We start from the raw sequence: 21,070 nt of genomic DNA on the forward strand, positions 1-21,070 counted from the left end.
TCACGTTGAAAGCCATTACTCAGAGAGGGATTTTCTTTTATGGCAGTTGCAGGAACAGCAGGAGGCGGCGTCGTTGACGCGGGCCTCCTGGATAAGGAACGTATTATCGCAAAACCGGGCTTCAACCGTTGGCTTGTGCCGCCGGCAGCCCTCGCTATTCACCTTTGCATCGGCATGGCCTACGGCTTCAGCGTATTCTGGCTGCCGCTTTCGCGCGCCATTCCAGGTGCGGCCGACCCGTCATGCACAGGCATGGGCCTGCTGACGGCACTGTTTACGACGAGCTGCAACTGGCGCGTTGCCGATCTTGGCTGGATCTACACGCTGTTCTTCGTGTTGCTCGGCTGCTCCGCCGCCATTTGGGGCGGCTGGCTTGAAAAGGTCGGTCCACGCAAGGCTGGTTTCGTCTCCGCCTGCTGCTGGTGCGGTGGCATTCTCGTCGCAGCCATGGGCGTCATGACCCATCAGCTGTGGATGATGTGGGTCGGCGCCGGCGTTATCGGCGGCATCGGTCTCGGTCTCGGCTATATCTCGCCGGTGTCAACGCTGATCAAGTGGTTCCCGGACCGTCGCGGCATGGCGACAGGCATGGCGATCATGGGCTTCGGCGGCGGCGCAATGATTGGCGCTCCGCTCGCAAACCTTCTGATGAACTTCTTCAAGACCGACGTGTCTGTCGGTGTGTGGCAGACTTTCATCGCCATGGCTGCGATCTATTTCTGCTTCATGATGGGCGGCGCCTTCGGCTACCGCATCCCGCCGGCAGGATGGCGTCCTGAAGGCTGGACACCGCCCGCTTCCAAGTCGACGATGATCACCACGAAACACGTTCACCTGCGTGACGCCCACAAGACAAAGCAGTTCTGGCTGATCTGGGCCGTGCTTTGCCTCAACGTCTCCGCCGGTATCGGCGTTATCGGCATGGCATCGCCGATGCTGCAGGAAATCTTCGCCGGTTCGCTGATCGGTCTGCCGGACGTCGCGTTCGCGCAGCTCGACGCTGGACAGAAGGCACAGATCGCAGCAATCGCTGCAGGCTTCACCGGCCTTCTGTCGCTCTTCAATATTGGCGGACGCTTTGTCTGGGCCTCGCTCTCCGACAAGCTCGGCCGCAAGAACACCTACTATACGTTCTTCATCCTCGGCATCATCCTCTATGCAACCGCACCGACACTTGCCAATCTCGGCAACAAGGGTCTGTTCGTTCTGGCATTCGGCATCATCCTGTCCATGTATGGCGGCGGCTTCGCAACCATCCCGGCCTATCTTGCCGATATCTTCGGAACCCAGTTCGTCGGCGCGATCCACGGTCGTCTTCTGACCGCCTGGGCGACTGCCGGCATCGTCGGTCCGGTCGTGGTGAACTACATTCGTGAAGCGCAGATTGCTGCCGGCGTTGCGCCGGGACCGGCTCTCTACACCGGCACAATGTATATACTTGCGGGCATGCTCGTGCTTGGCCTCATTGCCAACTCACTGGTGCGGCCGCTTGCCGACAAATGGTTTATGTCCGACGCAGAGGTTGCCTCGCTGCAGGCAAAGACTGCAGCTGCAAATGCCGGTCCAACCGGTTCATTCGGCATCGGCAAGGGCGGCTTCTCCGCTCAGGCCGCTCTCGCCTGGGCAGTCGTCGGCATCCCCATGATCTGGGGCATCTGGGTCACGCTGAAAAGCAGCCTCGTCCTGTTCGGCTAACACAAATAGCAAACGGGGCCGGCCTACCCGGCCGGCCCCTAATCACCAAAGGCTCCCGCGACGCCTAAAGCCGTGGCACACCTTCCGGCCTGATCTGCTTCTTCAGGGCCGCAATGCGGAAGATCGCGTTTGCTGCGCCATAACCGCGATAATCGCGCCGCTGGACGATCTCGAAGAAGAACCCCTCCCCGAACGTGCCGCTATAGAGCTGGAAGTATTCGCCGTTCTCGTCGCGGTCGTAGAGAATGTTCTCCGCCTTCAGCCTCTCCGTCAGGTCCGGATCGAGACCGAAGCGGGTTTCCACGTCGCCATAATAGTTCGGCGAGATCGGCAAGGGACGGAAGCCGTTCGCCTTCAGGGCTGCGGCCGTCGCAAAGATATCCGCAGTTTCGAATGCCAGATGCTGGATGCCGGACCCGAATGTCTCCGCAATGAAATGTCCAGCAAGCGTTCGCCGGTTTTCCGCACCATTGAGCGTAATGCGAAGCGAGCCTTGCGGCGCTTCGAAAACCTGGCTGCGCACCACGCCGGATGGGTCGATGATGTCGACCATCGGCGTCTTCTGCATCTCGAAGATCGAGGTGTAGAAAAGCACCCAGGTGAGCATCTCCTCATACGCTACCGTCTGGGCGATATGATCGACGCTCAGGAGGTGGGCATCCTGCTTCTTATGCTCATCATCGACTGGGGCGAAATCGATATCCCAGATGCGGGAAAGATCCGTCTTGTCATCGAGCAGGTAGATCAGACCTCCGCCGACACCGCGGATAGAGGGGATCGTCACCTCGCCCGTCTCGACGGGTTGATTGAACACTTCGGCGCCCAATGCCACCGCACGATCCATCGCATCGCGCGCGTCGTCCACCTTCAAAGCCATTGCATAGGCCGAGGTGCCGTGCACGGCGTAGGATGCACTCGCAAAGCCCATCTCGTCCGTATTCAGAAGCAGTTTGATATTGCCCTGCGAAAACACGCTGACTTTCTTGCTGCGGTGTTGTGCGGTCTTGGAAAAACCGAGCGTGCGCAAGATGCCGGCCAGTTCTCCGGCGTCGGCCTCGCTTGCCGAAAATTCGACGAAGCCGACCCCTTGCACGGCGCTGCGGTCCGGCATGACCGGGAGCGTCAGGCCCGACGCATTCGGATTGCGACGCACCCGATCTCCAAGCGTGATCAGTGATCGGTGACCATCTGCCGCGATAGCCTTTGCCGAGCCGCCGCGGAACTGGTCATTGAATATCTCCAGCGAGAAATAGCCATCATAGCCGGTTTCGGCGACGGCGCTGGTAAATGCTTCGACCGGCAGATCTCCCTCGCCCGGCATGTTGCGGAAGTGTCGGCTCCAGTAAAGCAGATCCATGTCGATCAATGGCGCATCGGCCAGCTGGACGATGAAGATCTTCTCCTTCGGGATCGAGCGGATCGAATTGATGTCGATCTGCCGCGACAGCGTGTGGAAGCTGTCGAGGATGATGCCGATACTCGGATGGTTGGTGCGACGGACAACCTCCCAGGCATCGCGATGATCGGAAATGTGTTTGCCCCAGGCGAGCGCCTCGTAACCGACTTTCAGGCCACGCTTGGCAGCGCGTTCCCCGAGTTCGTGAAAATCCGCCACCGCCCGGTCGATACCGCCGAGCGCGAGCGGCGAGACGTTCGAGCACACGAGGACCAGATCGGTGCCCAGCTCCTGCATGATATCGAACTTGCGCTCCGCCCGGTCGAACAGGCGCGAGCGGTGCGGTTCAGGCATGCCCTCGAAATCGCGGAACGGCTGGAAGAGCGTGATTTCCAGGCCATGATCGCGCACCATGCGCCCGACATCGGCCGGCGTGCCGTCGAAGGCGAGGAAGTCGTTCTCGAAGATCTCGACACCGCTGAACCCCGCCTGCGCGATCGCTGCAAGTTTTTCCGGAAGTTCGCCGCTGATCGATACGGTCGCTATGGACGTCTTCATGACTTGCCCTCGTTTGCTCTAGCCTCGTTTGCGATATGCCTCAGTAGCCAACGCATGCAGGTGCCCACTTGGCTCCACCCCATCAATGATGCGACAGGATCTCGCCCAGGAATGCCCGGGTCCGGGGATGGGCCGGCGCGCTGAAGAAACTTTCGGGATCGTTTTCCTCAACGATCTCGCCATCGGCCATGAAGATGACGCGGTCGGCGACCTGGCGAGCGAAACCCATTTCATGCGTCACGCAGATCATCGTCATACCATCGCGGGCGAGCGACACCATCGTATCGAGCACTTCCTTGACCATTTCAGGGTCGAGCGCCGAGGTTGGTTCGTCAAACAGCATCGCCTTGGGTTCCATGCAGAGCGCGCGGGCAATCGCGACGCGCTGCTGCTGGCCGCCGGAAAGCTGGGCCGGGTATTTGTCCGCCTGATCGCCGATGCGGACCCGCTCCAGATATTTGCGGGCCGTCTTTTCCGCCTCGGAGCGCGACAGTTTTCGCACGCGCATGGGCGCGAGAATGCAGTTTTCGAGCACCGTCTTGTGCGGAAACAGGTTGAACTGCTGAAAAACCATCCCAACCTCGCGGCGCACCGCATCGATCGCCTTCTGGTCATCCTTCACGGTATGGCCCGATACGACGATCTTGCCACCCTGGCTTGCTTCGAGCCGGTTGATACAGCGGATCAGCGTCGACTTGCCCGATCCCGACGGACCGCAGAGAACAATCTTCTCACCCTTCGCCACTGTCAGGTTGACTTTCTTGAGGGCGTAGAATGCGCCGTACCACTTCTCCACGTCGCGCATCATGATCATCGGCTCTTTGCCGGTCGGCTGGGCGTTGGTGTTGGTCACAATTGCCATGGTCATTTTCCCTATTCTATCTTGCCAAACCGGCGGACATACGCCGCTCGATGCGTCGTCCCCACAGGGACAGCGGCCAACACATTGCGAAATACATGGCGCCGACGACGCCGAACACGAGAAGCGGCTGGTAGATCTGGTTGGAGACGATCGAACCGGCACGCGTCAGCTCGATGAAGCCGACGATGGCAGCAAGCGACGTGCCTTTCAGAAGCTGGACCAGGAAGCCGACGGTTGCCGGCAGCGACAGCTTGAACGCCTGCGGCATGATGACGTCGAACATCAGGCTGCGGGTGTGGAGGCCGAGCGCATCGGCAGCTTCGGTCTGGCCCTTCGGCACGGCCTCGATCGCGCCGCGCCAGATTTCGCCGAGAAATGCCGAAGCATGCGCGGTCAACGCGATGCCGACGGCGGCCCAACCGGGCAGATCGAAGCCCAGAAGCGGCAGGCCGAAATAGGCGACGAAGAGCTGCATCAGAAGCGGCGTGCCCTGGAAGAGCCCGATCCAGCCGATCGCGATATAACGGACCAAGGCGATCCTCGACACCCGCATCAGCGCCACGATGACGCCCGAGATGATGCCGCCAACAAAGGCCATCGCGGTCAGGACAAGGGTCCAGCCGAGGCCTTGCAGCAGGTAGGTCAGTTCTTGGTATCCCATATCCTGGTCCTCCTCAGCGCTGCGGATAGTTGAAGGCACGCCGGCCGATGGCGGCAAGCGTCCACATGGTCACCATCGAAATCACGAGATAGATGCCGGTCAGGGTGAAATAGGTCTCGAAACTGCGGAAGGTTTCAGCCTCGATACGCTGGCCGACCGAGGTCAGTTCGTAGGCCGAAATCGAGGTGCAGATCGCCGTCGTCAGCGTCAGCAGGATGAACTGGCTCGACAGCGAGGGATAGATGGCCCGCAGCGCCGGCTTCAGCACGATCATCCGGAAGACTTCGTGATTGTGGAGACCCAGCGCCAGCCCGGCTTCGGTCTGTCCCTTGGGAATGCTTTCTACACCACCGCGAATAATCTCGATCGCATAGGCGCCACCGTTCAACCCCAGTGCCAGAACCGCGGTCATGGTCGGATTAAGCCGGACGCCGGCGAGTGGCAGCGCGAAGAAGATGAAGTAGATCTGCACAAGGAAAGGCGTGTTGCGGATCACCTCGACGAAAGCCGTGACGAGAAAGGACGGGATGACCATGTTCGTTCTGAGGATCGCCACGCCCAGCACGCCGATAACAGTCGCAATCATCATGCCGGCCACGGCCAGGAACAGGGTTCCCAACGTACCATAGACCAGCGATTGCCAAGCATCGGTGACGACGCTGAAATCAAGTGTCATGTTCTACCTCCCTCATTGCCTTCACCATCGCCGCGTCTCAGTCCCAAGCGGGTTCCCACTCGAAACGGGAATAGCGCTCGCCACGCGCCAGCGCATGAATGGCAGCCATGTCTTCCGACGACAGTTCAAAATCGAAAATGTCCATGTTGGACCTGATGTTTTCGGCCTTCGCGGAGCGCGGAATGGCACCGACATGGTCTTGCTGGATATGCCAGCGCAACGTGATCTGACCCGCCGATTTGCCGTACTTCGCTCCGAGCTCGGTCAGCAGCTTGGAGCTGAACACCTTGCCGCGCGCAATCGGCTGATAGGCATTGAGCAGCATGTCGGCCCGGCGCATGCGCTCGAGCAGTTTTTCCTGCGACAGGAAGGGATGGTATTCGACCTGATTGCAGAACAGCTCGGCCTTGTGAACGTCGAGCGCCTCGTCGAGCAGTGCCACGGTGAAATTGCTGACACCGATCAGCCTTGTCTTGCCCTTGGATTTGGCTTGAGCGAATGCGTCAAGCGTTTCGCCAAGGGGCACGTCCTTGGTTGGCCAGTGAACGAGGAGCAGATCGACATAGTCGAAACCCAGCCGCTCCAGGCTCTCATCAACGCGGGCCGCGACCGTTTCCGGATCGAGATCGTTGAACCAGATCTTGGTGGTGACGAAGAGCTCTCCCCGTGCCACGCCGCTTTGGCGAATAGCGTTGCCGACCTCGACTTCGTTTCCGTACCGTATCGCGGTATCGATCTGGCGGTAACCGAGTTCGATGGCGGTACGGATCGCCGCCTCGCCTTCCGGTCCCTTCAGTTCGAATGTACCGAAGCCGAGGCTCGGGATATCCACGCCCTGGATGGTCTTTATTTGCAAGCCGGTCATTGGGCCTCTTCGGATTCGGGTTCGAGAATTCTGCGCGACGCGATCAGCGTTCGCTTCGCCCATTCGGCGGCGGACAGGCCCGCCGATTGCTCGTCGTTGGGAATTTCCACGGCGACAGGCAGATCCGCCGGCATGGCGGCAAACATGCAGGCAAGGTCGAGCTCCCCCTCGCCCGGCAGAAGCCGAGCATGGCGGGCCGTGTAGTTCAGTTCTTCCCGCGTCTCCGGGATCTTGGCCGGAGCGTCGCAGATCTGCACGTAGTTCAGCCACTTGCGCGGCACAGCAGTGATCTCTTCGATGGTCGTGCGAGCCCGCGAGACATGCAGCGTATCGATGATGACGCCCTGGTTCGGTTGGTCTGCCGCAGTCAGGACGCGGGTGGCGGCTGCGAGATCCCGCAGCTCCGATTGCGGCATGAATTCGAGATCCATCGAGAGGCCGAACGGACGTGCCGCCTCGCAGAGTTTGACAAAGGAGGCTGTCAGACGACCCTCGTCCGCATCGTCACCGGCAACAAGAATGGCGCGGGCGCCGAGCTGGCCGGCACATTCGAGAAACGGCAGCAGCGGTTCCGGATCGAAATCCGGCGAAATCCGGATCATCTCGATATCGAACACTGCGACGCCGCTGTCGGCCATCAAGCTTATCAGGGATTTCACGCGCGCCGGGTCATCCATCAGCGGATAAGCAAGGCCGCCGGGAAATGCCGGCATCAGGCGCAGGCCGAGATAGTCGTATCCGGCCTCAGCTGCCGCACGCACGGCCTCTTCCGGCGCGACGCCGAGCCCGGTCAGGAAGGAAAGGGACCACTTACGTTTCATGCCGCCACCTTTGCCGGTGCTAGCATTTCAGCGAGCGTCACCGTGCGATCCTCGCGGCCGGCGAGATCGACCGCAAGCGTCGCGGCAAGCGTCGACATGCCATCGCGCGCGCTGATCAGCGGCTGCGCATCGCCACGGATCACATCGACGAAGTGGTCAAGCTGGTTGACATAGGTCAGCGAGCCATCGCCGGGGCGGTATTCGCGAACCAGCGGATGCTGCCAGTGATCGTTTTCCTCCGCGTGCCGCCACAGGTACATGTCGGAGACAGACAGTGCTGCCTTTCGTCCGGCGAGGAAAAGGCAGGGACCGGGCTGTGCCGGATGATAAAGCGCCTGCCCGGACGTATATTCCCAGGCCCAGGGGCTGACGGCTGCGTCCGAAATCAGAAACGTGCCGAGCACGCCGTTGACGAAGCGGATCGAAATGCTTGCCGTGTCTTCCACTTCAAAGCCGCGGCGGGCCGAGGATGTGAAAGCGCGGATGCTTTCGATCTCGCCGACCAGATAGCGCAGGACGTCGATATCGTGGATGAGGTTGATCAACAACACGCCGCCGCCAAGCTTGCGGCGCCATTCTGTGTTGAAATAGTCGTCCGGCTTGTCGAACAGGGTCATGCCGCTGACGGCGACCAACGGTCCGAGCTCTCCAGCGTCGATGGCGCGTTTGGCGGAACGGATGTCGGGGCTGTGGCGGCGCTGATGACCGACAAGGACGGCCACGCCGCTTCGTTCCGAAGCCTCGACGATGCGGGCAGCCGAGGCGATGCTTTCGGCGATCGGCTTCTCGATCATGCAGGGCACGCCGCGCTCGATGCAGGCGAGAGCGGCCGGTGTATGAAGATTGTTCGGCAGCGCGATGATGGCGCCGTCGGGCTTTGCCTCGTCGAGCATGGTGTCGTAGTCGGCAAAGTACGGGACGGAGAGGCGCGCGGCGAGTTCGGCTGCAGCGGACGACGGATCGCAGATCGCGGCAATTTCGGCGCGGCGGTTGGACACCAGGAGGTCGGCATGTTCGCGGCCGATCAGACCTGCACCCATCAGACCGACGCGGGTCATTGCGTCATCTCCGCCATGGCCCGCAGAGCGAGGCGATAGCCGTAGGCACCGAAGCCCGCCATGACTGCCGTCGCGGTCTTGGAGACGAGCGACTTGTGATAGATTTCCTCGCGCTGGTGCACGTTGGAAATGTGCAGCTCGATCTTCGGCTTGTCGAAGGTCTTCAGCGCATCCAGAATTGCGATCGACGTGAACGTGTAGGCAGCAGGATTGATGATGATGCCGGCGGCATCATGGCGCGCCGCATGAATGGATTCGATGATCTCGCCTTCGAAATTCGACTGGCGGAAATCGATCGCGACGCCGAGTTCGGCAGCATCCGCTTCCAACCAGGCACGGATTTCGTCGAGCGTCGTGCGGCCGTAGATATCCGGCTCGCGCTGACCGAGAAGATTGAGATTGGGTCCGTTCAGAATAAAGATCGTGCGCATGTCCATGCCTTTTGCTGCAGATCGAGGCGCGCTTTTCCAATCGCGGCTGCGCGCCCCGTTTCGTCATGCGGTCGTGGAATTGACGCTAACTTTTACTGTACTGTGAAGGGGATGCCCTCGAGCTTTTCCGGGAAATTAGGAAGCGCGTCTGCTGCCAGCCACTTCTTGTTGATCGCTTCGAGACGGCCATCGGCCTTGATCTTGTCGATGAACTTGTTCAGCCAGTCGTTGATTTCCTTGTCGCCGAGCTTGGTGGTAACGCCCATCCACTGTTCGTTGAAGACCAGCTTCTGTTCGTAGTCGTTGCCTGGCGATGCGCGGTCGAGGTTGATCTTGTAGGTCGTGTTGCCACCGATCGCATCGACCTGACCGGAGACGAGAGCCTGGATGTTGGAGCTGTCGTCGTCGAAGCGGCGGATGTTGGGAACGTCACCCAGAAGGGTGGTGATCGCCTTGTCCTGTGCTGCGCCGCGCGGCACGCCGATGCGCAGGCTCTTTGCGTCCTCGATCGCGGTGATCTTGTTCTTGGCGCTCGACAGAAGAATGATCTTCAGGCCTGCATAAGGCTTGCTGAACTGCACGGCCTTGGCGCGATCCGGATACATGCCCATGACGGCCATCTGCAGATCGACCTTGCCGGTCAGAAGGTTCGGGATGCGGGCCGAGACGGCGTTCGGTACGAACTCGACCTTGACGCCCATTTCCTCGCCGATCAGTTTGGCCACATCGACGTCATAGCCGATGTTCTGACCGCTGGCGTCGATCGAGCCCCATGGTGCCTGTTCGCCCATGACGCCGACCCGGATGACGCCGGCGCTCTTGATCTTCTCAAGAGCCTGCGCATGGGCGGCTGACGCGCCGAGCGCGATGCTGACGCCTGCAACGAGCGTCAATGCGAGTGTGCGGAATGAAAATTTGCCTGGCATGAAATGTCCTCCTCAGGGTTGATGCCTTTTGATGTTTGGGCGGCGACTCCTCTTCGCAACCCAAATGGAAATACCCGTATTTCAATTAACCAACCAGTTGGTTGATGTCAATCGACGTGCTATTCCTGCTCGCGGATTGATTGCTTACACTTAAGCCGCTGCTCCCTGTTGCCTGCTGTGGTAACGGGGCCGCGAGGCCGAGGAATTGAGATGACGACCACCGAAAAGATGTCCGCTGATACGAGTCTTGACCCGGGCCAAAGGTCGCCGGAAAGGCGCAGACGCTTTTTGCTGGAATCGGCAATCACGGAATTTTCGACCTACGGAATCGGTGGCGCACGGGTCGATCGCATCGCTCAGCGCGCGAATTCCAACAAGGCGATGGTCTACCACTACTTCGGCAGCAAGGAGGATCTCTACCTTGCCGCGATGGAGCATCTTTACACCGGCATCCGCAGTGCCGAAGACGCCCTCGTGCTCGATCCGGAAGATCCCGTCGGTGCGATGAAGGCGCTGATCGCCTTTACCTTCCGGTATTATATCGACAACCCCGCCTTCGTGCGAATGATCAACACAGAAAACCTGCACGGCGCAGCGCATCTGCAGTCGGCCGGCGACATGAAGGGGCTTAACAGCTCGGTCGTGACGAAGGTCTCGACGATCCTCGATATCGGTGCCGCAAAGGGCCTTTTCCGACGCGTGGACCCTCTCGATCTCTACATCTCGATTTCCGCCCTCGGCTTTACCTATGTTTCCAATCGCCACACGCTGAAGGTCCTGTTCGGACGCGACCTCATGGCTGCAGACGCGGTCGAGGCACGCCTGGAAACCATGACCGACATGATCCTGCGATATGTCGCTGCGGACGGTCATCAGCCCCTCCCCGCGATCGATCGGTAATGGGCGACAGTCTGTGATATTCCCTGCCGGAGGGGAGTAACCGGGATCGGGCCCAGCAGAGCCTGATTGTCGGTAGCTTTGATATCCGGCGCCATCGGCACAGCTGGGCCGCCAAAATCAATGTTTGCGCCGGGGATCTCGGCTCTGATCGCTGCGATCACGTCCGGGACGTCCTCGCAGGCACCGCCGACCGAAAACGCATGCGCGCCCTCGAACGGTCTTGTTGCCGCCGCCGCGAAGGCCGCTGCAACATCGGCGACGAAAACGAGATCCTGCGGACCGGAATATCCGATCGTGTAGGCATTGCCGAGAACCGCTTCGCGGCATGCAAGCGTTGGCCCCGCAGTCAGTCCACTTTCGCGCCCAGGCCCGTAGACAACCGTCGGGCGAAGGCCAATGCTTGAGATACCAGCATCCGCCCAATACGCGCGGGCGCTTCCTTCGCAGGCAAGCTTGAAGGCGCCGTAATGCGTGACCGGATGCGGCGTCGTGCCGTCATCGGGGCCAAAGACGGCAGCGCTGCTGGCATAGGCAATCCGCGCAATGCCGTTAGCCTTGGCCGCTTCGAACGCATTCAGCGTGCCGATCAGGTTCACCGTCGCGCCGAGCACCGGGTCGTTCTTGCAGGCTGGCGTCAGCAGAGCGGCGAGATGAATAATGGATGCGCAATCTTTGGCGGCCGATTTGACCGCGGCGCCATCGGTAATATCGCCCTCAAACCACTCGACGTGATCCGCTTCGTCGCCAGCGATGTCCCGCAATATGCGGCGGTCGGGCGAGCGATCGAAAATCCGCACGTCATGGCCTTCGGCTTTCAACGCCTTGAGGATCCAGCCGTCCAGAAAGCCGGCGCCGCCGGTCATCAGAATCCGGGTCATGGCGCGCCCCGCATATCTTCCGAGGTAATCGAGAAGGCGGTCTCATAGATATCAGTGACCGGCGCTTGAAGGATGCCGCTTTCAACTGCCAGCCGCTCCACCTCGGGCAAGGCCGCCCGCAGTCCTGCGCTCGACGACCCCTCGACCAGAACGACGACGTCGAAGACAGTCTCGTTCATTACAGCCCGCAGCTCGGTTTCCTTGGTGCGGACGCTCGAAACCTCGTTGCGGGAAACACCGACGTGGACGCAGGAGACACCACGCACCGCGAGCATCGTGTCCGCGAGTGCCTGAGCATTTGCCCGCAGCCGGGTCTCGCCATCGTCGCCCGAAAGATCGAAGCGGATCGTCGCCATGCTGCCACCGTCACCATGGCCTGCCTCAGCAATGCGTTCGCAGGCGACGCGCAGAAAATTACGGAAACTCGGCGCAACAGCCGTCGTCCAGGGTGTCGGGTTGTTCAAACGTTCGAGGTAGTCGGGAGAACGGAAGGTCTCCAGGGTCTCGCCGGAATAGACGGTGCCGAAAACATAGCGGGAGGCAGAAGGAGCATGCAGCCGCTTGCCGGTTCTGAAGCCCGGGATCGAAAGGCGCTCGGGCATATGCTCGCGGGTATGCCATTCGATATATTCGGCATGCCCGCCCTCTTCGATGTCGTGCCAGATCGCCAGAAAGGCGTTGCCATTCATTCCCATCGTCTTCTCCTCCCATTCACTCGCCCTGCATCCTCAGCGCTTGACAAGCCGGTCATTTGCGACCCATGTAGGCCACTAGAATGTTAGTATGCTACAAATGTCAAGCGCAAGGTTTCAACCATACGAACGCGTGAAGACGACAAACGAAAAGAAAGCGGCTCTTGGGAAACGGGTCGTAATGCCAGGGAGGAGATACACATGGCGAACCAGGAAACACCTCGCGTTGCGATCGTCACAGGGGGGGCCGGCGGGCTCGGATTTCCGATCGCAGCAAGACTTGCGGCCAAGGGCCACAAGGTCGCGCTATGGGACATCAACAAGGAACGGGTCGAAGAGGCTGCTGCCAAGCTTCCGGGCGCCAAGGGTTATGTGGTCAACGTCATGGACCCCGCCGCGGTCGAGGCAGCCACGGAGCAAGCGGTCGCGGATCTCGGGCCGCTCGGCATTCTCGTGACCTGCGCCGGTCACAATGGCCCGCTCGAAAAATTCGTTGATTACCCGCATGACGGCTGGCGCTTCGTCATGTCGCTCAATCTCGATGCAGTATTCTACTGCTGCCAATCGGCGGTTCGGCAAATGCTGAAGACCGGCTATGGCCGCATCGTCAATATCGCCTCGATCGCCGGCAAGGAAGGCAATCCCAACGCGGTCGCCTACTCCGCTTCGAAGGCGGGCGTTATCGGCCTGACGAAATCGATCGGCAAGGAACTGGCAACGACGCAGATCCGCGTCAACTGCGTGACGCCGGCTGCGATCGAAACGGAAATGATGAACCAGCTGACACCGGAATTCAAAGCCTATGTAACAGCGAAGATCCCTGTCGGTCGCCTCGGCGAAGCGGAGGAAGTCGCATCGCTCGTCAACTGGCTGGCGTCTGAGGAATGCTCGTTCTCGACCGGCGCCGTGTTCGACGTCTCCGGCGGCCGCGCGACGTATTGAGGTCGCACAATGTATAAGCAACATACCCTTTCGCTCGCCTATCTGACCGTGTTCGGTTGTCCTCCGGTCGAGAACGTCAGGATCGCAGCCGCCTGCGGTTACGATCTCGTCAGCCTGCGGCTGATTGCTCCACACGGGCTGGAGCTTGCCCATCCAATCGTTGGGAACCAGAAGCTGATCCGCGAAATCAACGCCGCGGCGTCGGACACGGGCATGTCGTTCTACGACGGCGAGGTGTTCACCCTCCTGCCGGAGACGGACATCAAAACCTGGCTTCCGGTGATCGAGACTGCCGGTGAATTCGCAATGCCGATCATGCAGATCACCTGCGAGGACCCGGATCTTTCCCGAGCAGCAGACAATCTCGGCCGCATTGCCGACGCGGCGGCGCAATACGGCATCAAAATGTCGATCGAGTTCATGCGTTGGCGTTCCACTGCCAACATCCATGATGCAAGCCGCCTGGCGAGTGCGACGGGGCGGAACAATGTCGGCCTTCTGATAGACGCGCTACACCTGTCACGCTCCGGCGGCAGCCCCGCCGATGTCGCAAGCCTGCCGAAGAGCCAGGCGCTGTATCTCCAGCTTTGCGACGCGCCGGCCGAGCAACCGGCAGACAACGCCGGTTGCATTGCCGAGGCACGCACTGCCCGGATGTTTCCAGGCGACGGCGGCCTGTGGTTGAAGGATCTGATGGCCGCCCTGCCCGCAGATGTCGTGATCAGCGTCGAAACCCCGCATAAAGGAGACGCGGCGCTCAGCTTCATGCAGCGCGCCGAAATGGGAATGGCTGCCACGCGGCGCTTCCTGGACGAGATCGCCACCTGACAAGCGCCCTCAGGGAATGTTGCCTCACTCCCTGAGGGCGCGTACAGAATTCGGTTATGCCGCGTCGGAGCGTATGATCCGCTCCGGGAAGGAAGGGACCGTAGGAATGGATGCAAAACCACGATCCTCGCTGGGCGCAAGGGTGACCGAGAGGCTGAGACGAGCCATCATCGATGGCGAGCTCGAGTTGGGTGACGCACTTTCGGAAGACAAGCTGGCGACCACGCTTGGCGTCAGTCGGAGCCCGGTGAAAGAAGCCTTTGCAACGCTCGAACAGCAGGGCCTCATCGATGTGCGTCCGCAAAGGGGAAGCTTCGTCTTTCTGCCGACTCGCGAAGACACGGAAAACCTGTGCGAATTCCGCAAGACGATCGAGATCGAGGCAGTTCGCCTCGCCATGTCGCGTCGTCGCGATGAAACGTTAAAGGCGATGCGGGCAGCTGCCGAAGACATGATGGCGGCGTGCGAGGCGGGCGACAACCATCGATCCGCCCGCGCTGATGATCATTTCCACGATGCATCGCTGGAGAATTGCGGCAACCCGTATCTGTTCAACGCCTACCAGCTCGTGTCGAGCAAGGTCGCAGCACTTCGATCGCACCGTTCCACGCTGCCCACGCGCAAAAACGCGAGTGCTGAACATATCGCCATCGTCGAGCTTCTGGAAAGCAATCGGATCACCGAAGGACTGGACATGCTTGGGACCCATGTCCTGATGATGGCGGTTCGGTACGGTATTGAGGAAGAGCCGCTACGACTTCCCGGTGGACGAGCCGCACGCAGCGCGAAACTCGACCATATCGGCCTTCTGCCGGACTAGTCCCGCAACCGGACCGGACCGCAGGACAGATCCGTCTCAATCGTTGTTTACGATATCGGCGCGATGTTTCTCCGGCACGCCTTTCGTCTTCTCAACTCTGTCTCGATGCAGCGCGGCGCGTGCGAGGAGAAGGAAGGTGGCCGGCGTCGTAACCGTGACGAAGATCCCGATGAGGATCTCGTGCATCATTGGTCGACCTGATGTCACGGAGAAAAAGATCATCGACGCGACCATGACGCCGCCCACACCCCAGCTGGTGCCGAGGGTTGGCGCATGGATGCGCTCGTAAAACGTCGGCAGCCGGAGAAAGCCGATCGCGCCGATCAGCGCCAGCGACGCACCGACAAGCAGGAAGACCGCGACCGCGATGGCGGCCCAGAGCGGCAGATCAGTGGCTTCACTCATTCGATCACCTCACCCCGCATCAGAAATTTGGCGAGCGCAACGGTTGCCACGAAACCCAGCATGCCGATCACCAGCGCCGCTTCGAAATAGATGACCCGACCCGTGCCGATCCCGAACGTGACGAGCATCAGCATCGCGTTGATGTAGAGCGTGTCCAAGGCAATGATCCTGTCCTGCGCCCTCGGGCCGCCGAACATGCGCACAGAGGCGATAGCCATGGCCGCAGCCAGCATCAATTGTGCGACAGCCACAGCTGTGAAGACGATGATGGCACTCATACGAAGATCTCCATCAAAAGCTTTTCATAGCGGTTCTTGACCATATCGCGCCACTTCGCCTCGTCGTCGAGATCGAGGACATGCAACAGCACGGTATTGTCGTTGGAATCGTATTCCAGCCAGGCTGAGCCGGGCGTGCTCGTCAGAACGATCGCGAGCACCGCCAGCGAGAAATGGTTGTGCGTCTGCAGCTGGATCGTCAGGAAGGCCGGATTATGCCGCCGCGAACCGCTCCTCAGGATGACTGCGGCAACCTGCGCGTTCGACTTTGCAACGTCGTAGAGCACCATCCCCAATAGCTTCGGGAGAAGGTACCATTTGCCGAGTCTCGGCTTTTCCGGTCTCAGGGAAGCCATAGCCCAGCAGGCGAAGACTGCGACCATTGTGCCGATAATCAGGTGGCCGAGCGTGAACCCGTTCAGCAGCAGCCACATGAGGACCAGGAAGACGGCAAGGATCGGGAAGGGAAACATCAATCGCCTCCCTGTCCGTTGCTGTCGGCGACGCCCTTCAGGACTGTCGCGTTTCTGACGGCGTTGATGTAATTTTCCGGGCTGGCGAGGGTCCGTATCGTCGTGTCCATGTACTGCATCGCGGGTCCAGCCTGAACCGTCAGCACAAGGGTAAGGCTCAGAAGGAACATGACTGGTACGATCTCGATGACCAGCACCCGCGGCACGGTGCCCTCGATCGAGCTCCAGAACGTCCTGATGCCAACACGCGTCATCGCGATAAGCGCTGCGACGCCTGACAGGATGACGAGAACGATGAGCGTCCAGACCGCAGCAGTCGGCGGCACGCCAATGGCGCCGGTGCCCATCATCGCGGACAACATCGCGAATTTGGCGATAAAGCCAGACAGTGGCGGCAGACCGGACAGAAGGATCGCACAGGCTGCAAAGCATATGCCGAGGATCGCCATCGTCCCGGGCATCGTGACCCCGTCGCCCTCTTGCGGCTCATCGTCGTCGGCGTCGCCGTAAGCTTCCATCGTCACGGTGAGGACGCTAGCGCCCGCATCCTGACCACGCTCGACAAGTTCGATCAGCATGAAGAAGGCGCTGATCGTCAGGGTCGAGCTCACGAGATAGAGGAGTGCGCCGGACGAGACCGCACCATCGTTGATGCCGAGCACCATCAGAAGCGTGCCGGACGACACCAGAACCGAATATCCGGCCAACCGGCCCAAGGCCTGCGACGCGAGCACGCCGATCGTTCCAAACACCACTGTCGCGATACCGCCGATGAGCAGGAATGTCGATCCGAACCCGGCCGATGGCCCGGTTTCAAACAGCAGCATGATCAGCCGCAAGATGACATAGATGCCGAGCTTGCTGAGGATCGCGAAAACGCCCGCGACGGGTGCCGAAGCGGCGCTATAGGCGGTCGGAAGCCAGAAGCAGAGCGGCCACATGCCGGCCTTGATGAGAAATGCGATCCCGAGCACGCCGGCGCCGGCTTCCATCAGCATGCGTCGGTCCGGCTCGATCTGCGGAATGCGCGCGGCAAGGTCGGCCATGTTCAGCGTACCGGCCGTGCCGTAAATCAGGCTGACGCCGATCAGGAAGAGAAGTGCTGCGGCAAGGTTGACGGCAATGTAATGGAGGCCGGCCTTTACCCGCAGCGGACCAGAGCCGTGCAGAAGCAGACCGTAGGATGCAGCAAGCATCACTTCGAAGAAAACAAAGAGGTTAAAAAGATCGCCGGTGAGGAATGCGCCGTCCACCCCCATCAGCAGCAGCTGGAACATGGTGTGGAAATGGGCGCCGACCGTATGCCAGCGGGCCATCGAATAGACGAGCGACGCAAGCGCCACCAGCGCCGTCAGAAGCAGCATCATCGCCGACAGCCCGTCGAGCACCAGCACGATCCCGAACGGGGCTGCCCAGTTGCCGAGCAGGTAGACGCCTTCGAAATCGCTCGGACCGCTCTCGATACGAAACAGCACGAACGAAACGCAGACGAGGATCACCACCGACGTCAGGCTGACCATCGCCTTGGCAACGCGCTGTCGTTCGTCGATGAACAACAGCACTGCCGCCGCAAGCAGCGGGACCAGGATCGGTGCTATGATGAGGTGATGCGCCCAGCCGTTCATGACGGGTCGCTCCTGCCGTCAACATGGTCGGAGCCGGTCAGGCCGCGGGAGGCGAGCAGCACGACCAGAAACAGTGCCGTCGTGGCAAAACCGATGACGATTGCCGTCAGCACGAGTGCCTGGGGCACGGGATCCGCGAGGCTTGCGGTGGCCGTGCCGTCCACGAGAACCGGCGGCACATTCGTCTTCACCCCGCCGACGCTGAAGATGAACAGGTTGACGGCATAGGCCAAGAGGGAAAGCCCGACGATGACCTGATAGGTCCGTGGGCGCAGGATGAGCCACACGCCGCAAAAGGTCATGACGCCGATGGCGATGGAGAGAATGATTTCCATCAGGTTTCCTTCGTCTTTGCTGCATCGATTGCCCGCAGGCGATTGATGCGGATCGACTGGTGCGCCAACGCCACCATGATCAGAACCGTCGAGCCAACGACGAGCGAGAAGACGCCGAGATCAAACAGCAATGCCGTTGCCGCCGGCATTTTTCCGACAAGCGGGAGCTCGATATACTGGAAGTGCGAGGTGAGGAATGGGTAGCCGAAAGCCCAGGCTCCAATACCCGTTAAGGCGGCAGTCAGAAGACCAGCACCCATCCAGCGCAGCGGCAGAATTCGGATCCGATCTTCTGCCCAGCGTGTTCCGCCGGCCAGATACTGCAGCAGGAAGGCGAGCGACAGCGTCAGGCCTGCCGAGAACCCGCCGCCCGGCATGTCGTGACCACGCAGGAACAGATAGACAGCGAACATGATGATGACAGGGAAGAGCCACTGCATGATGACCGACGGGATCAGCATGTAGTCCCGAGCCGTATCGCCCGCAGACCGATCCGGCCGCTCTTCGTCGAAGCGGTTCTGTGCCCGCTGCTGTTCGGGCATCGCCATCGTATCGTCGGCCGGCCGGAAACGGCGAAGCAGCGCATAGACGGTGAGCGCGACCACGCCGAGAACTGCGATTTCGCCAAACGTATCGAAGCCGCGGAAGTCCACGAGGATCACGTTGACGACGTTGCGGCCTCCGCCCTGCGAATAGGCGTTTTCCAGGAAATAAGTAGCGATAGCGTCCGGCACCGGCATCGTCATCACCGCATAGGATATGAAGGTCATGCCGACACCGCAGAAAACGGCGAGCGCAAGATCCCGGAAGCGTCTCAGCCGGGCGCGGACGGTAATCGGTGCATCATTGATTTCGTTACGCTTCGGCAACCAGCGCAAACCGAGAAGGATAAGCACGGTCGTGATGATCTCTACCAGAAGCTGCGTGATGGCGAGATCGGGCGCCGACAGCCAAACGAACGTGACGCAGACGATCAGCCCGACGCCGCCAAGCATGACGAGCGCCGCGAGACGATGATATTTCGCGAGGAACGCGGTGCCGAGCGCCAGACAAATCCCGATCAGCCAAATGGCCGCGAAGGCCTTGTCGACCCCGGAGAAGAGGAAGGGCCGCGGCTCGAACCCGGAGAGCCAGAGCGGCAGGAGACCTGCGACAAAGCCGGTGAACACGACCCAGCGCAACTGCGGCTGCAGCTTGCGGGTACCGATCCGCCGCTCCGCGAGCCTTGCCCAGCGCCATGAGACTTCGACGAGGATACGCTCAAAGATGCGCTGTCCGCGGAAGCGTCTGAACACGGGCGCACCGTCTTTGCACTGCGCAAGATAATTTCGAAGGAGGATGTAGATCAGCGCGCCGGCGACAAGAGCAACGATGCTCATGACGAGCGGAAGGTTGAAGCCGTGCCAGATCGAAAGGCTGTATTCAGGCGTGTCCGGCCCGAGCACGCCCATCGCGGCCGCCTGCAGGATCGGTCCAACGGCGATCGCCGGAATGATGCCGACGACCAGGCACGCGACGACCAGAAGTTCGATCGGGAACAGCATCCAGTGCGGCGGCTCGTGCGGTTTTTCCTTCGGAAGGCCAACCGGCTTAGGCCCGAAAAAGACCGTGTGGATGAACCGAAGCGAATAGGCGACGCTGAACGCACCGGCGAGAGTGGCGACGTAAGGAAGAATGCGGTCCAGGAACGAGTCCGCGTGGGTCTCGACCGCTTCTGCGAAGAACATCTCCTTCGACAGGAAGCCGTTCAGCAGCGGGACCCCAGCCATCGCAGCACTGGCTACCATCGCAAGTGTCCCGGTAATCGGCATAAACCGGAACAGCCCGCTCAATTTTCGCATATCGCGCGTACCGGTCTCGTGGTCGATGATACCGGCTGCCATGAACAGCGACGCCTTGAAGGTCGCGTGGTTCAGCATGTGAAAGATCGCAGCGACCGTTGCCAGCGGGCTCCCGAGGCTGAGCAGCGTGGTGATCAGGCCGAGATGGCTGATCGTGGAATAGGCGAGCAGACCCTTCAGATCCTGCTGGAACATCGCGAAGTATGCGCCCAGCAGAAGCGTGATCATGCCGGCTGCACCGACGAGAATGAACCATTCGTAACTGCCGGACAGCGCCGGAGACATGCGCGCCAGGAGAAAGACCCCGGCCTTTACCATGGTCGCAGAATGGAGATAGGCCGATACCGGCGTCGGCGCCGCCATCGCGTTCGGCAGCCAGAAATGGAACGGAAACTGCGCGCTCTTTGTCAGAGCGCCGAGCAGGACGAAGACGAGTGCCGGGACATAGAGGGAATGCGCACGAATGACGTCGCCTGCCTCCAGGATCTTGTCGAGGTCGTAGCTTCCGACGATATTGCCGAGAAGCAGGAGGCCGACGAGAAGGCAGAACCCACCGATGCCGGTCACCGTCAGGGCCATACGCGCACCATCGCGGGCAGCGGAACTGTTGTGCCAGTAACTGATCAACAGGAACGAGAAGATGCTCGTCAGTTCCCAGAAGACCGAGAGGAGGATGACGTTGCCGGAAAGCACGATCCCCATCATGGCCCCCATGAAGGCCAGAAGGAACGAGAAAAAGCGCGGAACCGAGTCCTCTTCGGACATGTAGTATCGCGCATAGATGACGACCAGCAGTCCGATGCCGGCGATCAGAAGCGCGAACATCCACGCAAAGCCATCAAGCCGTAACTTGAACTCAAGCCCAAGCTGGGGGATCCACTCGAACGTCAAGCGGACAACCTGGCCCTCGGTGATCGAAGGGTAAGAGGCGATGACGATCAGAAGGCACGCAAGCGAAACCCCACCGGCGGTCCAGGATGGCAGCACACGCGACGATGTCTTCAGAAAAAATGCCGAAGCAAGGCTGCCGACAAACGGCAGAACCAGAAGAACAAGCAGGAAATATGGGCCCAGCGTTATCCCAATGTGTCTGTTCCTCGTGCG

22 protein-coding genes are annotated in these 21,070 nt (G+C 60.6%); 5 read left to right on the top strand and 17 right to left on the bottom strand.

Annotated features, from left to right (window positions below):
• Positions 1 to 39 precede the first annotated feature (39 nt).
• Positions 40 to 1,695: an OFA family MFS transporter gene (locus tag ACQY1K_RS20260; RefSeq protein ID WP_062459050.1), complete on the top strand. Its 1,656-nt coding sequence runs from the start codon at positions 40 to 42 to the stop codon at positions 1,693 to 1,695.
• Between the two features lie 64 nt (positions 1,696 to 1,759).
• On the opposite strand, the gene ACQY1K_RS20265 is transcribed toward ACQY1K_RS20260, so the two are convergent.
• From ACQY1K_RS20265 to ACQY1K_RS20305, 9 genes are all read right to left on the bottom strand, one after another.
• The gene (locus tag ACQY1K_RS20265; protein WP_430260545.1) at positions 1,760 to 3,649 is read right to left on the bottom strand and encodes a bifunctional sugar phosphate isomerase/epimerase/4-hydroxyphenylpyruvate dioxygenase family protein; all 1,890 of its coding nucleotides are present in this window, start codon (positions 3,647 to 3,649) and stop codon (positions 1,760 to 1,762) included.
• 82 nt (positions 3,650 to 3,731) lie between these two features.
• On the bottom strand, positions 3,732 to 4,454 hold the full coding sequence (locus ACQY1K_RS20270) for an amino acid ABC transporter ATP-binding protein (RefSeq protein ID WP_430260609.1): 723 nt from the start codon (positions 4,452 to 4,454) through the stop codon (positions 3,732 to 3,734).
• A gap of 73 nt (positions 4,455 to 4,527) precedes the next feature.
• Positions 4,528 to 5,172: an amino acid ABC transporter permease gene (locus ACQY1K_RS20275; RefSeq protein WP_062459043.1), complete on the bottom strand. Its 645-nt coding sequence runs from the start codon at positions 5,170 to 5,172 to the stop codon at positions 4,528 to 4,530.
• A 13-nt stretch (positions 5,173 to 5,185) separates the two neighbouring features.
• Positions 5,186 to 5,848, bottom strand: a complete 663-nt coding sequence (locus tag ACQY1K_RS20280) for an amino acid ABC transporter permease (RefSeq protein ID WP_092664176.1) — start codon at positions 5,846 to 5,848, stop codon at positions 5,186 to 5,188.
• Between the two features lie 37 nt (positions 5,849 to 5,885).
• Positions 5,886 to 6,713 carry an aldo/keto reductase gene (locus tag ACQY1K_RS20285; protein ID WP_430260547.1) on the bottom strand — a complete coding sequence of 276 codons (828 nt, stop codon included), beginning with the start codon at positions 6,711 to 6,713 and terminating at the stop codon, positions 5,886 to 5,888.
• A complete protein-coding gene (locus ACQY1K_RS20290) occupies positions 6,710 to 7,534 on the bottom strand; it encodes a sugar phosphate isomerase/epimerase family protein (protein ID WP_430260549.1) in 825 nt (274 codons plus the stop codon). The genes ACQY1K_RS20285 and ACQY1K_RS20290 overlap by 4 nt, the downstream gene beginning before the upstream one ends.
• Positions 7,531 to 8,592, bottom strand: a complete 1,062-nt coding sequence (locus ACQY1K_RS20295) for a Gfo/Idh/MocA family protein (protein ID WP_430260551.1) — start codon at positions 8,590 to 8,592, stop codon at positions 7,531 to 7,533. Before ACQY1K_RS20295 ends, ACQY1K_RS20290 begins: the two co-directional genes overlap by 4 nt.
• On the bottom strand, positions 8,589 to 9,029 hold the full coding sequence (gene aroQ / locus ACQY1K_RS20300; RefSeq protein ID WP_430260553.1) for a type II 3-dehydroquinate dehydratase: 441 nt from the start codon (positions 9,027 to 9,029) through the stop codon (positions 8,589 to 8,591). Before aroQ ends, ACQY1K_RS20295 begins: the two co-directional genes overlap by 4 nt.
• Positions 9,030 to 9,115: 86 nt before the next feature.
• A complete protein-coding gene (locus ACQY1K_RS20305; protein WP_430260555.1) occupies positions 9,116 to 9,949 on the bottom strand; it encodes a transporter substrate-binding domain-containing protein in 834 nt (277 codons plus the stop codon).
• Between the two features lie 288 nt (positions 9,950 to 10,237).
• On the opposite strand from ACQY1K_RS20305, the gene ACQY1K_RS20310 reads away from it, so the two are divergent.
• On the top strand, positions 10,238 to 10,849 hold the full coding sequence (locus tag ACQY1K_RS20310; protein WP_162734756.1) for a TetR family transcriptional regulator: 612 nt from the start codon (positions 10,238 to 10,240) through the stop codon (positions 10,847 to 10,849).
• Here the strand turns inward: ACQY1K_RS20310 and ACQY1K_RS20315 are convergent.
• Both ACQY1K_RS20315 and ACQY1K_RS20320 read right to left on the bottom strand, forming a co-directional pair.
• Positions 10,822 to 11,727, bottom strand: coding sequence for an NAD-dependent epimerase/dehydratase family protein (locus tag ACQY1K_RS20315; RefSeq protein ID WP_430260557.1), 906 nt, complete (start codon positions 11,725 to 11,727; stop codon positions 10,822 to 10,824). The two genes, ACQY1K_RS20310 and ACQY1K_RS20315, sit on opposite strands and share 28 nt — an antisense overlap.
• Positions 11,724 to 12,422, bottom strand: coding sequence for a hypothetical protein (locus tag ACQY1K_RS20320; RefSeq protein WP_062576421.1), 699 nt, complete (start codon positions 12,420 to 12,422; stop codon positions 11,724 to 11,726). Before ACQY1K_RS20320 ends, ACQY1K_RS20315 begins: the two co-directional genes overlap by 4 nt.
• Before the next feature lie 198 nt (positions 12,423 to 12,620).
• On the opposite strand from ACQY1K_RS20320, the gene ACQY1K_RS20325 reads away from it, so the two are divergent.
• The 3 genes from ACQY1K_RS20325 to ACQY1K_RS20335 all read left to right on the top strand — a co-directional run bounded on the left by ACQY1K_RS20325 (position 12,621) and on the right by ACQY1K_RS20335 (position 15,009).
• On the top strand, positions 12,621 to 13,361 hold the full coding sequence (locus ACQY1K_RS20325) for an SDR family NAD(P)-dependent oxidoreductase (RefSeq protein WP_174197515.1): 741 nt from the start codon (positions 12,621 to 12,623) through the stop codon (positions 13,359 to 13,361).
• A gap of 9 nt (positions 13,362 to 13,370) precedes the next feature.
• Positions 13,371 to 14,189 carry a sugar phosphate isomerase/epimerase family protein gene (locus tag ACQY1K_RS20330; protein WP_430260559.1) on the top strand — a complete coding sequence of 273 codons (819 nt, stop codon included), beginning with the start codon at positions 13,371 to 13,373 and terminating at the stop codon, positions 14,187 to 14,189.
• Between the two features lie 106 nt (positions 14,190 to 14,295).
• On the top strand, positions 14,296 to 15,009 hold the full coding sequence (locus tag ACQY1K_RS20335; protein WP_062576427.1) for a GntR family transcriptional regulator: 714 nt from the start codon (positions 14,296 to 14,298) through the stop codon (positions 15,007 to 15,009).
• A 36-nt stretch (positions 15,010 to 15,045) separates the two neighbouring features.
• Here ACQY1K_RS20335 and mnhG read toward each other — a convergent pair whose 3' ends face one another.
• From mnhG to ACQY1K_RS20365, 6 genes are read right to left on the bottom strand one after another with little or no spacing between them, the layout of a single operon-like run.
• Positions 15,046 to 15,414, bottom strand: a complete 369-nt coding sequence (gene mnhG / locus ACQY1K_RS20340) for a monovalent cation/H(+) antiporter subunit G (RefSeq protein WP_192088045.1) — start codon at positions 15,412 to 15,414, stop codon at positions 15,046 to 15,048.
• Positions 15,411 to 15,692, bottom strand: a complete 282-nt coding sequence (locus ACQY1K_RS20345; protein WP_062459005.1) for a K+/H+ antiporter subunit F — start codon at positions 15,690 to 15,692, stop codon at positions 15,411 to 15,413. Before ACQY1K_RS20345 ends, mnhG begins: the two co-directional genes overlap by 4 nt.
• On the bottom strand, positions 15,689 to 16,165 hold the full coding sequence (locus ACQY1K_RS20350) for a Na+/H+ antiporter subunit E (protein WP_062459002.1): 477 nt from the start codon (positions 16,163 to 16,165) through the stop codon (positions 15,689 to 15,691). Before ACQY1K_RS20350 ends, ACQY1K_RS20345 begins: the two co-directional genes overlap by 4 nt.
• On the bottom strand, positions 16,165 to 17,790 hold the full coding sequence (locus ACQY1K_RS20355; RefSeq protein ID WP_062576429.1) for a monovalent cation/H+ antiporter subunit D: 1,626 nt from the start codon (positions 17,788 to 17,790) through the stop codon (positions 16,165 to 16,167). The genes ACQY1K_RS20350 and ACQY1K_RS20355 overlap by 1 nt, the downstream gene beginning before the upstream one ends.
• On the bottom strand, positions 17,787 to 18,125 hold the full coding sequence (locus tag ACQY1K_RS20360) for a Na+/H+ antiporter subunit C (RefSeq protein ID WP_062458996.1): 339 nt from the start codon (positions 18,123 to 18,125) through the stop codon (positions 17,787 to 17,789). Before ACQY1K_RS20360 ends, ACQY1K_RS20355 begins: the two co-directional genes overlap by 4 nt.
• Positions 18,125 to 21,046 carry a monovalent cation/H+ antiporter subunit A gene (locus ACQY1K_RS20365; protein ID WP_430260611.1) on the bottom strand — a complete coding sequence of 974 codons (2,922 nt, stop codon included), beginning with the start codon at positions 21,044 to 21,046 and terminating at the stop codon, positions 18,125 to 18,127. The genes ACQY1K_RS20360 and ACQY1K_RS20365 overlap by 1 nt, the downstream gene beginning before the upstream one ends.
• Positions 21,047 to 21,070 lie beyond the last annotated feature (24 nt).

The organism is Neorhizobium sp. IRS_2294 (assembly GCF_050500145.1).
Taxonomy (GTDB): domain Bacteria; phylum Pseudomonadota; class Alphaproteobacteria; order Rhizobiales; family Rhizobiaceae; genus Neorhizobium; species Neorhizobium soli.

Excerpts from the sequence above, each read along its gene's own strand:
- ACQY1K_RS20320 (WP_062576421.1), bottom strand. The coding sequence starts at position 12,422 with ATGGGAATGAATGGCAACGCCTTTCTGGCGATCTGGCACGACATCGAA.
- ACQY1K_RS20285 (WP_430260547.1), bottom strand. The coding sequence starts at position 6,713 with ATGACCGGCTTGCAAATAAAGACCATCCAGGGCGTGGATATCCCGAGC.
- ACQY1K_RS20270 (WP_430260609.1), bottom strand. The coding sequence starts at position 4,454 with ATGCGCGACGTGGAGAAGTGGTACGGCGCATTCTACGCCCTCAAGAAA.
- aroQ (WP_430260553.1), bottom strand. The coding sequence starts at position 9,029 with ATGGACATGCGCACGATCTTTATTCTGAACGGACCCAATCTCAATCTT.
- ACQY1K_RS20295 (WP_430260551.1), bottom strand. The coding sequence starts at position 8,592 with ATGACCCGCGTCGGTCTGATGGGTGCAGGTCTGATCGGCCGCGAACAT.
- ACQY1K_RS20275 (WP_062459043.1), bottom strand. The coding sequence starts at position 5,172 with ATGGGATACCAAGAACTGACCTACCTGCTGCAAGGCCTCGGCTGGACC.
- ACQY1K_RS20315 (WP_430260557.1), bottom strand. The coding sequence starts at position 11,727 with ATGACCCGGATTCTGATGACCGGCGGCGCCGGCTTTCTGGACGGCTGG.
- ACQY1K_RS20280 (WP_092664176.1), bottom strand. The coding sequence starts at position 5,848 with ATGACACTTGATTTCAGCGTCGTCACCGATGCTTGGCAATCGCTGGTC.
- ACQY1K_RS20345 (WP_062459005.1), bottom strand. The coding sequence starts at position 15,692 with ATGAGTGCCATCATCGTCTTCACAGCTGTGGCTGTCGCACAATTGATG.
- ACQY1K_RS20360 (WP_062458996.1), bottom strand. The coding sequence starts at position 18,125 with ATGGAAATCATTCTCTCCATCGCCATCGGCGTCATGACCTTTTGCGGC.
- ACQY1K_RS20325 (WP_174197515.1), top strand. The coding sequence starts at position 12,621 with ATGGCGAACCAGGAAACACCTCGCGTTGCGATCGTCACAGGGGGGGCC.
- ACQY1K_RS20355 (WP_062576429.1), bottom strand. The coding sequence starts at position 17,790 with ATGAACGGCTGGGCGCATCACCTCATCATAGCACCGATCCTGGTCCCG.
- ACQY1K_RS20290 (WP_430260549.1), bottom strand. The coding sequence starts at position 7,534 with ATGAAACGTAAGTGGTCCCTTTCCTTCCTGACCGGGCTCGGCGTCGCG.
- ACQY1K_RS20305 (WP_430260555.1), bottom strand. The coding sequence starts at position 9,949 with ATGCCAGGCAAATTTTCATTCCGCACACTCGCATTGACGCTCGTTGCA.
- mnhG (WP_192088045.1), bottom strand. The coding sequence starts at position 15,414 with ATGAGTGAAGCCACTGATCTGCCGCTCTGGGCCGCCATCGCGGTCGCG.
- ACQY1K_RS20335 (WP_062576427.1), top strand. The coding sequence starts at position 14,296 with ATGGATGCAAAACCACGATCCTCGCTGGGCGCAAGGGTGACCGAGAGG.
- ACQY1K_RS20330 (WP_430260559.1), top strand. The coding sequence starts at position 13,371 with ATGTATAAGCAACATACCCTTTCGCTCGCCTATCTGACCGTGTTCGGT.
- ACQY1K_RS20350 (WP_062459002.1), bottom strand. The coding sequence starts at position 16,165 with ATGTTTCCCTTCCCGATCCTTGCCGTCTTCCTGGTCCTCATGTGGCTG.
- ACQY1K_RS20265 (WP_430260545.1), bottom strand. The coding sequence starts at position 3,649 with ATGAAGACGTCCATAGCGACCGTATCGATCAGCGGCGAACTTCCGGAA.
- ACQY1K_RS20260 (WP_062459050.1), top strand. The coding sequence starts at position 40 with ATGGCAGTTGCAGGAACAGCAGGAGGCGGCGTCGTTGACGCGGGCCTC.